Below are 12429 nucleotides of genomic sequence, written 5' to 3'. Positions count from 1 at the left end.
TAACGGTTAGGAGACATCACCAATTTTTATTTAAAAAATACCAAACAGTTTTTTACGGCGAATTTGTTCTGGATCTTCTTTGTAGATCGCTTTCCCGCTAATTAATAAATATGGATTTTCTTTCAAATCACTCATAACATTCATTCCGAATTCTTTCTCAATTAATTCATAGCTTTCCGCTAAATGAAATCCTCTTGACGTCGTATTATGTGCATCTGAAGCGACCATATGTGTTAAATTATGTTCTACAAGTTGTAGTGAAAATTTTTTGATTTTCTTCCCAAATTTCCCTAATAAACTGCCTGCCGTTACTTGCGTTAATGCCCCTTTATTTACAATGTTATATAACTTATCTGGCCGCTCGATTAACTCGGCATTGCGTTCTGGGTGAACGATAATTGGAATCATTCCCTTTACACGTAATTCGTATAATAATTGTTCGGCATAACGTGGTACGTGATTTGATGGAAATTCAATGAATATATATTTATTTGTTTCATTTAAAGTAACGATTTTACCAGCTTCATAGTCTTCTAATAAATCACCATATAATCTGACTTCTTGTCCCGGTAAAATAGTAAGTGGAATATTATATTGTTGTAGTTCATCATTTAGTTGTTTTACGTGATGAATAATTGAGGTACGTTCATTTACATATTTTCCATTTTGATGATGCGGCGTTGCGACAATTGTATGTATTCCTTCTGACACGGCTTGTTGTGCCATTGCTAAACTATCTGTTACGGTTTGTGCACCGTCATCGATACCAGGTAAAATGTGACAATGTAAATCTATCATTTGTTTCATCCTCCCTCTCTCCTATAAAGATCTTTTTTCCCTTGAATATGAGATATAGCTCATATTCAAGGGAAAAAAGGAGATATGTTTTTACCATATCTCACTCTTTTAATTAGTTTGCACCGTAATAATAATATAAGCCCTCTTCACGTTCACGATCGTTCAGAACAACACCCAACAATTTACCTTTAGCCGATTCTAACAATCCTTTTGCTTTTACCGCTGTTTCTTTCTCTGTTGATTCACTGCGAACAACAAGAATAGAAGCATCGCACACATTTGCCATAATTTGCGCATCGGTTACAGCTAAAATTGGCGGCATATCAAAAATAACTAAGTCGTACATGCTGTATGCTTGTCCAAGAAGTTCTTTCATTGATTTTGAACCTAACAATTCTGCTGGATTTGGTGGGATTGGACCACAAGCTAAAAAGTGTAGATTGTCTACAGATGTCGTTTGTACACATTTTTCTAAACGTTCACTATGTGTTAATACGTTCGTTAGTCCAAAAATATTATCTACTTGGAACATTTGATGCATCGCTGGTTTACGCATATCTGCATCAATTAATAATACTTTTTTTCCTTGTTGAGCAAACACAACTGCCATATTCGCTGTCGTTGTCGTTTTCCCTTCGCTTGGGTTTGCAGACGTGACCATTAATGAATGTAAATTCGTATCAATAGCTGCAAATTCAATATTCGTTCGAATATTACGATATTGTTCTGAAATTGGTGATTTCGGTTGCTGATGAGCAATTAATTGACGACGTTGACGATGATTTTTTTTCTTTTTAAATAAATTAAGAGCCAATTGTTTGTCCCCTCACTTTTCTTGATGATGGAGCGTGTGATTTCACGTTCAATGTTTCTTCATCCATACGAGCAACGATACCTAGTACTGGTAATCCCAGTAAGTTTTCTACATCTTCTTCTTTTTTCACTGTGTTATCTAAGTATTCTAGTAAGAACGCAAGACCAACTGAAGCCATTAAACCAACAACGAAAGCAATTGCTACATTAAGCATAGGCACTGGTTTAATCGGAGATTGATTTTCTGCCACTTCTGCTTTAGATAGCACTGTTACGTTATCAACGTTCATAATTTTTGCAACTTCACCTTTAAATACATCAGCGGTTGCATTTGCAATATCACGGGCTAGTTTTGGATCTTTATCCTCAGCTGTTACAGAGATTACTTGTGAATCCTTTTCATTCGCAACATTAATCTTTCCTGTTAACGCTTGAGATGTCATATTTAAATTTAATTTTTCATTCACTTGTTCTAAGATTACTGGACTTTTAATAATAACCTTATATGTATTCGTTAATTGAATATTCGTTTGAATTTCACCGGCTTGGAACATTGTCCCTTCTTGCTTCTTCTGATTAACAAGAATTTGCGTCGAAGATTGATAGATTGGTGTCATAAAGAAAAAGCTAATGATAGCACTTACAATAGCTGCACCAAAGGCGATTACGAGGATCATTGCTAAACGTTTTTTTAAGATATGAAATAACTCTTTTAGACTAATTGTTTCTTCCATAGGTTCCTCCAACTTTCTAAAATTTACACATAGGAAAAATTATAACATATAAATCTTACATTTTTTATTTTTAATAATTCAGTTCTATATTTGTTCACAAGAAACAAGTTTAATCTTACAAAATAATCTTAAATATGACAACACATTCCAATGATTTTCCAAAATATTTATCATATCACGTTTTTTATACTATGTAACTTGAGAAATAAATTTCAAAATGAGAAAAAAGCCAACAAGTATTCCTTATTGGCTTTTTTCTATTTTAGTAATAACCATACTGCTCTTTTTCTTCTCTTTTATCGTTTAAAACGACTCCAAGTATTTTTCCTGATGCTTTATCTAATATTTGTTTCGCTTTTACGATTTTATCTTTTTCTGTCTTTTCACTGCGTACAACGAGTACGATTCCATCACATTTATTCGCAAGTATTTGTGCATCCGTAACCGCAAGGACAGGTGGTGTGTCAATTAATATAATATCAAACATGTTATATGCTTCTAGCAACGCTTCGTCCATTGCCTGGCTCCCTAATAGTTCTGCTGGGTTTGGCGGGATTGGACCTGCTGCCATTAAGTATACGTTCTCTATATCTGTTTTTTGAATGCATTGCATAAGTTTTGCTTGTCCTGATAATAAGTTCGTTAACCCATTTGAACTATGAATAGCAAATAAGTTTTGTAACGTCGGCTTACGCAAGTCAGCTCCAATTAATAAAACTTTCTTTCCTTGTTGTCCGAAAACGACTGCTAAGTTTGCGATTGTTGTTGTTTTCCCATCACCTGGATCCGCTGAAGTAACAATGATAGAACGAACATGATTATCTACAGATGTAAACTCAATGTTTGTACGAATGTTACGGTATTGTTCTGTAATACGCGATTTAGGCTCTTTATGTGTAATTAATTGTCGTAATGGTTTTCTTTTCTTTCTCCCGAACATATTTATAATCTCCTTTTGTAAAATGCGACATTTCCCTTTTCTCTCTTTTATGCTCGATTTCATACGTCTAATTAATATTCTTGCTGATTTCCCCACATTTCATCATAATCAATAACATTCTACTTTGTCTTATTTAAGTACCTTAACAATATGACAATGCCCTTATTTCTTTATTACCTTTATCACTTATCCTGTTTTCTAGATAAATAATAAAGTAAGTATATGGTAATTGCCATCTATTTACAAGTTATTTTCTGATTAGTTTGTAAATTATCGTTTCATCGTTATATAGCAGAAATTAAAAAATCTCCTTGTCTTTTCACAAGGAGATTTTTTTAATTTCTATTCTTTTTTATCACCAATCGCAAATGTAATTTCTGCCTCACATGCAACTTCACCATCTACTGTTGCGATTGCTTTTCCTTTTCCAATCGGGCCGCGTACGCGTGTCATTTCTACTTCTAGACGAAGCTGATCACCTGGTCGTACTTGTTTTTTGAAACGGCAATTGTCGATACCTGCAAAGAAAGCAAGTCTTCCGCGGTTTTCTTCTTTCTTTAATACTGCAACTGCTCCAACTTGTGCTAATGCTTCTACAATAAGTACACCAGGCATAACTGCATAGTCAGGGAAGTGTCCGTTAAAGAATTCTTCGTTTGCGGATACATTTTTAATCCCAACCGCTCTTTTTCCTTCATCTACTTCTAATATTTTATCAACAAGTAAAAATGGATAGCGGTGAGGAATGATTTCTTTAATTTGTTCTATATTTAGCATGTAACAATCGCCCCTTTTGTAATATTGGTCTTACCACTTGGACATATTGCTATTATCCCATTTTGTTTATTATTTGTCATTACAAAGTAACATTTTATATTTAGCACAACTTCCTAAAAAAAAATGCACACACTCTATTCCATTAAAATAGTTGCACATTTTTGCAACTGACACGGAGGTAGAAAAGAGTGTATGCCCAAATTAGGGAAAGGCAATATGTATTGAAACATTATTTGCCTTAATGTCGTATTCGACTCATTATATTATAAACGTTTTCAAATAAGGAAATATTAAATTTAACCATATATATGAATATTTTACCTGTTTCCTTCATATTTCTCTATTTTCCTTCCATTTTCGCAAAAAAGCAAAATAAAAAAATATAAAAACGAAAAAAAGAACTAAGGCGTCAGCCTTAGTTCTTTCAAATTATCTCAAAGCACGCTTTGGTAATCTGTCGATATTCTCTAACATAATACCTGTACCAACCGCAACGCAGTGCATTGGGTTTTCAGCAATTAATACCGGTACTTTTAGTTCTTCTGCTAGAAGCATGTCAATACCGTGTAGTAAAGCTCCACCGCCTGTTAGAATAACACCGCGGTCGATGATATCTGCAGATAATTCTGGTGGTGTGCGCTCTAATACGCCTTTTGCAGCTTGTACAATAACAGCTGCATTTTCTTTTAATGCTTCTGTAATTTCTTCAGAGCATACTGTAATTGTACGTGGTAAGCCTGTTACCATGTCACGTCCGCGAATTTCAAGTTCTTCGCTACGTGCACCTGGGAATACTGTACCAACCTTAATTTTAATATCTTCTGAAGTACGTTCCCCGATTAATAGCTTATACTTACGTTTAATATAGTTTAAGATCTCCATATCAAACTTATCGCCAGCCATTTTGATAGAGGAAGAGGTAACAATATCACCCATAGATAGTACAGCGATATCTGTTGTACCTCCACCAATATCAACAACCATGTTACCGCTTGGTTGGAAGATTTCCATACCAGCACCAACTGCGGCTACTTTTGGTTCTTCTTCTAAAAATACTGTTTTACCACCTGAACGTTCAGCAGCTTCACGAATTGCTTTTTGTTCTACTGATGTAATATTTGTTGGACAACAAATTAAAATACGAGGTTTTGAAAAGAAGCTCTTTACGTCCAATTTGTTAATGAAATACTTTAACATTGCTTCTGTAATTTCGAAATCTGCTATTACACCATCTTTAAGAGGACGAATTGCTACAATATTACCAGGCGTACGTCCCACCATACTTCTCGCTTCTTCACCGACTGCTAATACTTTACCACTATTACGATCAATTGCCACAACAGATGGCTCGTTTAATACAATACCCTTACCTTTAACATGAATTAATACATTAGCCGTACCTAGGTCAATTCCGATATCTCGCGCAAACATTCCCGTTTTTTCCTCCTCGATATTCAAAATCAGGTTACACCCGAATTCTTTTCACCTAATTTCTGATTTTATCATAAATTTAACAGAAACGTAATATTCGCAAAAAGAATTCTTCTGAAAAATATTACCGAATGTGAACGGAATGTTTGCTACTGTAACATTATTGACGTACAGGCTTCTCTACATCTTCTTTTCTATACTTTTGTTTTGTTGCTTCTCCACCTCTTAAATGACGAATAGACTTATGATAATCAAGAATTTCTTTTACTTCATTTGCGAGCTCTGGATTAATCTCTGGTAGACGTTCTGTTAAATCTTTATGAACTGTACTCTTTGATACCCCAAATTCCTTTGCAATGACACGCACTGTCTTTCTTGTCTCCACGATATACTTACCAATCTTGATAGTTCTCTCTTTGATGTAATCGTGCACACCACTCGCCTCCCTAATTTGGATGTGAGAAGGGTGAAATGAGCCTCGCTGCATACGACTAAGAAGTAAGTGTGAGTGCTGTTTGTAAGCGTTAAACATTCTTGGATTTATAATGAAATGATTCACGATTTCTCACCTCAAACACTCTCTTTGCTTTGGTTTATACCATTGTATTGCCCGCACTACTGATATATGCTACATGTTCACTATTTTTGCGGACTAAGTTAAGAAAAATTACGTTTTTTTTGTGAGAAATACGTTAAAACTGACTATTATGGCCAAAAAAAATGACACCTTGTATAAAAGGCGTCATTCTTCTCGTTCCAATTCTTCTTCTAACAACTGATGGTGGGGAACCTCTTTCTTACCGGCAATATAATAATATAAAGTGAATAAAACAAACAATAAAATAATAGCAGTCGACAGAACAAACAAAAATGACACAGTATCCCCTCCCTTTTGTAATATATATTCGAGAATCTCGTCATTTTTCCTTGTTTTTGCAACTTTTTTCTCGAAATTGATTATTTTTATATAGAAATAAAAAAATCAACTCTCCTAGTGAGAACTGATTTTTTCACTTTCTTATTCTTGTGAAGAAGAATCGTTAGATGATTGTGTAGAACCATTTGTTGATTTTTCTTCTTTCTTCGGTTCTTCTTTTTTGTCACTAGTTGAACCGCTTGTTGATTTCTCTTCTTTTTGAGACTTGTCTTCTGTTTTATTTTCTGGTTTCGTGCTCGTTGACTTCTCTTCTTTTTGAAATTTGTCGTCAACTTTTTTACCAGAAGCATTCGTAGCTTTTGCAGCACCTGCATCAGCTTTAATTTCTGTTACTGATTTATTTAAGTAACGTTCAGGATTCACAGCCACATTGTCTTTACGTACTTCAAAGTGAACGTGAGAGCCTGCCTCTTTATTCATTGCACTTAGACCGGATGTTCCTAATACTTCACCTTGTGCAACTCTTGCACCTTTTTCTACTTTCACACTGCCTAAGCTTTGATAAGATACCGCTACACCATTTCCACTATCAACTGTTACAACATAACCAAGAAGTGAATCTTTTTCAGCTTTCGTTACTGTACCACTTAAAGCAGCAGCAACATTGAACTCTTTCCCATTCTTCGCAGCAATGTCAATTCCTTTGTTCGGGGAATATGTGTTGTTATAAAAGACAAGTGCTTTTTCTTGTTCCGCCTCAGTTGCTGCATCTTCATAGAATTTCTTCTGTACGACTACTTCCGCATTCGCGGCAGCTGGCATTTTCACTACTTCTGAAGATTTCGTTACTGGTACTGCTGGATCTTCCGATTGTGTATACGGTGTTGCTTGATCGTGGTTTGGAGTCTTCTTCGGATTAGCTCCTTGGAACCATAGCGCAACCATTAAGATTACCGCTGCACAAGCAATGTATAGTGCCGGAAACACCCATCTTTTCTGAAATAAATGTACTACCTTTTGCGACTTTTTATTATTTCTTCCTCGCATTCCATCATCACCTCAGCAATCATTTTGAACAATATTCACGTATCCTATACAACGCATAACTAATTACTTTTCGACAAAATATGTAAAAATATGTATAAGAATTGTAAAATTTCCGAGGAAATGATAGAAAAAAAGAAAAAACTGAGCGTTTCGGCTCAGTTTTTAGTCTAATTGTAACTACTCAGCTTCTTCAAATAAAAAAACAGGCCAAATACATGTTTCCGATTCGAAAACATGAAAAGAAAATACTCCAATCAGAGAAAGAATCTATGCCAAATAGAGAAATTCTCTTATGAAGTCGTGTTATTCCAAGGAACCGTTCTAGTTTCTATGACTTGGTTTATCGCTTGTAAGACCGATTGTTTTTGTTTTTTCATGGTACTCATAAAGCTTCGTATCTGACAAAAAGATTCTGCGCCTTTCTTACTTCGGAAAGTCCCAGACACTTTCTGTTTTACTTTCGTCATCCGAATATCCCGTTCTGCTTGATTGTTATCAAATGGAATGGCTGGATGTTCTAAAAACGCTAGAATTCTGTCAGAATACTTGACGAAGCGATTCCATAAATTTTGAGAAGGCGTCTGCTTTCCTTTCTTCTTTTGTTTCGTGGAAAGAATCTGTTGTTCTTTCAATATGGATTGATACATAATAAACAGATTCTTTTGCGTCGCTTTTGGCATGGTACCTTCGGATTGCTTTTTCATCGTCAACGCTTGCGTTAGAAATTTCTGCATCTGTTGTGCCCATTGTTCTCCAGTACTATCTATAATTCCTTGTAAATCTCGTAAGAGATGGGCATTACATAAAACGTGACGACAATCTGTATACGCATCATACGATTTCCAACCATCATGCATCGCAATTCCAGAAAAAGATGGCAAGATTTCTCCAGCATCCATTGCTTCTTTTCCACGTTTTTGATGAATATGTTGCAATGTCACCTCCGGTGTACTGGCAGTATGTAACCATTGTGTTTTGTTTTCTACACGCATACCAGTTTCATCAAAATGGACAACAGGAGACTGCAGAATCTTTTCCTTTACTTCTTTTATGAATGGCTGCAATTGAGAAGCGAAAGCCTGTGTATGATTTACCAGGGTTCCTTCGCTTATAGAATGTCCAAAACAATCCTGAAAGAATTCTTTTGTTCGCTTCAAAGAAATGCATTGATAATGCGTTAAATAGGGAATCAGTCTTTTTATATTTGGACCATATTGAACAGGACGAGATACTGTCGAAGGAAATTGGGCTTCTTGGATAGAATGGCAATGTGGGCATTCTTTCTGTTCTACTTTATGTTCTGTCACTTCGATCTGAATAGGTGGTAAGTCATACACTTGGCGAATGCGATACCCTTTTACAGGCTCGTGGTTCAAGGAAGTATGACAACAAGTACAATATGTAGGAGAATGTGTAATCGTATGATCTGGAGTCGCTGTCAAACCAAGAGTATGTCCCTTGTGGCCCAACTGGCCACCCGTTTGACGATGAGACGGTTTGCGCAAACTTTTTGTAACGGGCTTACCCAAACCATCTGTAGAAGGTGGCTTATGACTATTTTTGGAGTTTTTTTTTGAAGCATTTTCTAGTTCTTGTATACGTTTTTCTAACTTAGAAAATGTTTCTTCAAATAAAGAAATAACAGCTTCAGGTCCTTTTTTATATGTATCTAAAATAATTTTTCGATCGACCATAAGATTCACCTCCCCTGTTTGATATACTCAGTATTTACAAATGGGAGGCATATGAAACTAGTAAAATTTAAAAAAGACACCGAAAGGTGGCTGAGTAGTTACGTCTAATTGTTTCTTTTTATATACGATTAAACATACAACGAGCGATATAATAAGCCAAACTGCAACATTTAATATATGCCCACTAATACTACTAAATCCTGCTCCACCTACTACGCTGTTAATCGCTTTTGAAATATGGGATGTTGGAAGATATCCAATCATCGTCTTAATTAATTTATTTTCAACCATTGGCTCAAACTGTACAGCTAAATACATCGTCATTAAAATAGGCATACCAATTAATGATGTTTGTGGTACAGAAGATGCAAGTAATCCGATCATTGTTCCAAGCACGATAAACAGAATAGTTCCGCATAAGAATATCAATCCTACCAATGGAAGATTAATATTTAACTGATCTAAAATGAATAAATTTGCAATACAAATGGCCATCGTCAGACCCGATGTTAATAAACTCTTTCCAAGAAGAACTTCAACAGAAGATGCTGGGGATAACATTAATACACGCAATGTATGTTTTTCTTTTTCTTCTGCAATTACCATAGATTGAACAAAGCCTGCGACAAATAGGAAGGCCGTTATAGTAGTAATGCCTAACATTTCCTTTCCCACTCCAAATCTGCTAAACAAAAATGAAAGTATAATTGGTAAAAATGCCATTAACAACACTTGTGAATTTGTCTTAAAATCTTGTACTTCTTTTCTAAAAATAGCTGATACACGTCTCATTGAAAATGTCATTATAATCCCCTCCCAGTAACTTCAATAAAGATATCGCCTAAAGTTGGTTCGTGTGAATGAATGGATATTAATTCTCCTTTGTTCATCCATTCTGAAATACGTTTTGCGCCTAATTCATCTTTTTGCACTACTTCTTTTTGTTTATCTTTTAATACGACCTCTATTTGATCCTTAGCGTATTGCAAGCGTAGGTTCTCTGGCGTATCGAGTGCTACAATTTCTCCGCCACAAAGGAAGGCAATGCGGTTACAAAGCGTTTCTGCTTCATCCATGTTGTGAGTCGTTAAGAAAATCGTCGTTCCTTCTTCATTTAAGTCCTTTAAGATTTTATGAATGTTTTGGACGTTTACTGGATCGAGTGCAGATGTTGGTTCGTCTAAGAAGAGGATATCTGGTTTATGAAGGATTGCTCTTGCTAGTGTGACGCGTTGCTTCATTCCCTTTGATAGTTTCTTTACTGGTGTTTTTTTATCATCTAATAAATTTACTTGTGCTAGTACTTCATCGATTCGTTCTTTTTTACAATCGTATAGGTCACAAAATAATAGTAAGTTATCATAAATACTAAGTCTTTCATATAAGCCGCTGTTATCTGTTAAAATACCAATTCGTTTGTAATCGATGCTACTTGGTCCTGTAATATCTTTCCCTAATACTCTTACTGTTCCAACACTATGAAGCAATTGAGAAGTTAAAATTTTTACCGTTGTCGTCTTACCAGATCCACTCGGTCCAAGGAATCCGAAAATCTCTCCTTGCTTCACCTGTTATGAAGTGACCTTTGTCAATAGTTTTTCACCCATAATATTTTTCTTGATGGCATACAAAAGCTTCAGAAATAAGATCTATCGACAGTTAACCACTCTGTTATTCGTGGATTGGTTACCTCAGGTTAATGGTTCGTCGTTAGGCTCTTATAATCTCACTGCGTGGATCACACCTTTTCAAATTCTAATAAATAGCTTGTTTATCAGAATTTCAGCCATGCCAGAAGAGGTGAGTCATAGATAGCCAGACCTGTAATTCACTATCTCTGAAGCTCATCTATGCCATCAATTGATACCTTTGATTTCTAACTATGAATCAATCAACTTCATATCCTTCCCTCTTTATTTTCGGTGAATTTTACCTGTTTCTAATCCCCATATAAAACACCCCAGTTCTCTTGCGATAGCTGTAACGGCAACATTTCTAGGCTTCCCTTGATATATCATGCGATAATATTTTCTTTGTAACCTTTCTACAGCCTGATCCGCATAAGCAATCACTTCGCTTCGTTGCCCTTTTTGTCTTGCTTTCACTCGCTTCGATTTTAATCCGATTGCTCCTTTTACCAACGCATTTGCACATTCTACAAGAGTAGACCTAACGGTCGAATTTCCTTGTTTTGTAATCGAACGTCGACTGATTTTCTCTCCACTTGAGCTTTCGCTTGGCGTCAATCCTACATAAGCCATAAATGCTTTAGCCGTGGGAAAACGAGTGAAGTCTGCAATTTCCACATGAACAGTCATTGCCGATGTTGTATCTATACCTTTTAAGCATCTTAACTTTGCGATTGGTTCTTCGTACCTTTCACGATGAGATAATTCTTCTAATCTCAAACTGAACCGCTCAATTTTATCGACTAGAACATCATACTGTAATAGGTATTCGCCTAACGTTTCTTTGAATAATCCTTGTAGATCAAGATTCTTTAACCATTTCATATAAGCGATTGTCCAGCTTGATTTCCCTTCATACACATAGCCATGTCTTAAAAGGAATGCTTTTATCTGTTGTTTTATTTTTTTCAAAGATGTTTTAAAATCACCTAACATGCGGATATACTCTTTCACGGCAACATCCTCTTCTTCTGGAACATATACTTCTTTATAGGTGCCATTTGCTAAATTAAGAGCAATCATTTTGGCATCGAATTTATCATTTTTCACCATTTTGTTTTTTGATGAACTGTACATTGTTGTGGGAGCTAAAATATCACAATCAATTCCATTTTGTTCAAGAAGATTATGAAGTGAATACCCTAAACAACCAGCCTCATATCCAGCTTTAATTTTTATATCTTCACCATATTTTGTTTTCAGTTTCTCAACGAATTTTTTTACGAGAGATACATTTGAAGCACATCGTGCTTCTCTTACAATTTCCCCAGTTGTTCCGTGTAGTGCACATAAGCTAAAACTTTCCTTGTGGACATCCATCCCAATATATATTATATTTTCCATAGTGGCCTCCTATTATCATAGGGTATAACCCCATTCATAATGTTTTCATTCATTATTATGGGTTAAAATCCCTGACTTGATAATCTAGGAGGTCACTTCATATTATCTCAATATTTACATTTCGAAGTGCCGTTTTTCCACTGAAATTTTTCATTACATCTTTCATTTCAATTGCCAATGTCATTTCGTCATCCCCTTTGTTTTTCTTCTTTATAGATGAAAGTCGCTTTAGCGCTTTTCGTTCGTTTGTTTCGCTTTTCTTGACTCAATCATATGAAAAACAAAG

Annotated in this window: 12 protein-coding genes and 2 pseudogenes; all 14 read right to left on the bottom strand. The window is 35.5% G+C overall.

Annotated features, from left to right (window positions below):
* Window positions 1–30 precede the first annotated feature (30 nt).
* Entirely contained in the window at window positions 31–798 is a 768-nt protein-coding gene (locus MHI28_RS19255; protein ID WP_002162966.1) for a tyrosine-protein phosphatase, read from the bottom strand.
* Window positions 799–910: 112 nt separating this feature from the next.
* Complete coding sequence (locus tag MHI28_RS19250; RefSeq protein WP_001207149.1) at window positions 911–1612, bottom strand: CpsD/CapB family tyrosine-protein kinase; 702 nt, start codon at window positions 1610–1612, stop codon at window positions 911–913.
* Window positions 1602–2345 carry a YveK family protein gene (locus MHI28_RS19245; protein ID WP_000393161.1) on the bottom strand — a complete coding sequence of 248 codons (744 nt, stop codon included), beginning with the start codon at window positions 2343–2345 and terminating at the stop codon, window positions 1602–1604. Before MHI28_RS19245 ends, MHI28_RS19250 begins: the two co-directional genes overlap by 11 nt.
* A 262-nt stretch (window positions 2346–2607) precedes the next feature.
* Complete coding sequence (locus MHI28_RS19240) at window positions 2608–3285, bottom strand: CpsD/CapB family tyrosine-protein kinase (protein ID WP_000467950.1); 678 nt, start codon at window positions 3283–3285, stop codon at window positions 2608–2610.
* Between the two features lie 342 nt (window positions 3286–3627).
* Complete coding sequence (gene fabZ, locus MHI28_RS19235) at window positions 3628–4062, bottom strand: 3-hydroxyacyl-ACP dehydratase FabZ (protein ID WP_000931959.1); 435 nt, start codon at window positions 4060–4062, stop codon at window positions 3628–3630.
* Between the two features lie 429 nt (window positions 4063–4491).
* Window positions 4492–5493, bottom strand: a complete 1002-nt coding sequence (locus tag MHI28_RS19230) for a rod shape-determining protein (RefSeq protein ID WP_000457978.1) — start codon at window positions 5491–5493, stop codon at window positions 4492–4494.
* 160 nt (window positions 5494–5653) lie between these two features.
* A complete protein-coding gene (gene spoIIID / locus MHI28_RS19225; protein WP_000544012.1) occupies window positions 5654–5926 on the bottom strand; it encodes a sporulation transcriptional regulator SpoIIID in 273 nt (90 codons plus the stop codon).
* Window positions 5927–6235: 309 nt separating this feature from the next.
* Complete coding sequence (locus MHI28_RS19220) at window positions 6236–6370, bottom strand: hypothetical protein (protein WP_000008903.1); 135 nt, start codon at window positions 6368–6370, stop codon at window positions 6236–6238.
* Window positions 6371–6511: 141 nt separating this feature from the next.
* Window positions 6512–7417: a M23 family metallopeptidase gene (locus MHI28_RS19215; protein ID WP_340828178.1), complete on the bottom strand. Its 906-nt coding sequence runs from the start codon at window positions 7415–7417 to the stop codon at window positions 6512–6514.
* 290 nt (window positions 7418–7707) lie between these two features.
* Window positions 7708–9111: an IS66 family transposase gene (tnpC, locus tag MHI28_RS19210; protein WP_100910632.1), complete on the bottom strand. Its 1404-nt coding sequence runs from the start codon at window positions 9109–9111 to the stop codon at window positions 7708–7710.
* 57 nt (window positions 9112–9168) lie between these two features.
* Window positions 9169–9915: an ABC transporter permease gene (locus tag MHI28_RS19205; protein ID WP_340828177.1), complete on the bottom strand. Its 747-nt coding sequence runs from the start codon at window positions 9913–9915 to the stop codon at window positions 9169–9171.
* Window positions 9915–10682: pseudogene (locus MHI28_RS19200) on the bottom strand (ATP-binding cassette domain-containing protein); the annotation flags it as partial. The pseudogene MHI28_RS19200 and the gene MHI28_RS19205, both read right to left, overlap by 1 nt.
* A gap of 342 nt (window positions 10683–11024) precedes the next feature.
* Window positions 11025–12143 (bottom strand): IS110 family transposase, encoded by a 1119-nt coding sequence (locus MHI28_RS19195; protein ID WP_277548338.1) that lies wholly within the window; start codon window positions 12141–12143, stop codon window positions 11025–11027.
* Window positions 12144–12246: 103 nt separating this feature from the next.
* Window positions 12247–12327 (bottom strand): annotated as a pseudogene (locus tag MHI28_RS36185) (ABC transporter ATP-binding protein); the annotation flags it as partial.
* Window positions 12328–12429: the final 102 nt, after the last annotated feature.

The sequence above is a fragment of the Bacillus sp. FSL K6-0268 genome, assembly GCF_038005425.1.
Lineage (GTDB): Bacteria > Bacillota > Bacilli > Bacillales > Bacillaceae_G > Bacillus_A > Bacillus_A thuringiensis_S.
The sequence above is the reverse complement of the archived record's forward strand: the minus strand, read 5'-3'. Positions and strand labels throughout refer to the sequence as shown.

What these genes read in the sequence shown, in the direction of transcription:
- MHI28_RS19255 (WP_002162966.1), bottom strand. Translation starts at nt 798, where the DNA reads ATGATAGATTTACATTGTCACATTTTACCTGGTATCGATGACGGTGCA.
- MHI28_RS19195 (WP_277548338.1), bottom strand. Translation starts at nt 12,143, where the DNA reads ATGGAAAATATAATATATATTGGGATGGATGTCCACAAGGAAAGTTTT.
- MHI28_RS19230 (WP_000457978.1), bottom strand. Translation starts at nt 5,493, where the DNA reads ATGTTTGCGCGAGATATCGGAATTGACCTAGGTACGGCTAATGTATTA.
- MHI28_RS19245 (WP_000393161.1), bottom strand. Translation starts at nt 2,345, where the DNA reads ATGGAAGAAACAATTAGTCTAAAAGAGTTATTTCATATCTTAAAAAAA.
- MHI28_RS19240 (WP_000467950.1), bottom strand. Translation starts at nt 3,285, where the DNA reads ATGTTCGGGAGAAAGAAAAGAAAACCATTACGACAATTAATTACACAT.
- fabZ (WP_000931959.1), bottom strand. Translation starts at nt 4,062, where the DNA reads ATGCTAAATATAGAACAAATTAAAGAAATCATTCCTCACCGCTATCCA.
- MHI28_RS19205 (WP_340828177.1), bottom strand. Translation starts at nt 9,915, where the DNA reads ATGACATTTTCAATGAGACGTGTATCAGCTATTTTTAGAAAAGAAGTA.
- MHI28_RS19215 (WP_340828178.1), bottom strand. Translation starts at nt 7,417, where the DNA reads ATGCGAGGAAGAAATAATAAAAAGTCGCAAAAGGTAGTACATTTATTT.
- tnpC (WP_100910632.1), bottom strand. Translation starts at nt 9,111, where the DNA reads ATGGTCGATCGAAAAATTATTTTAGATACATATAAAAAAGGACCTGAA.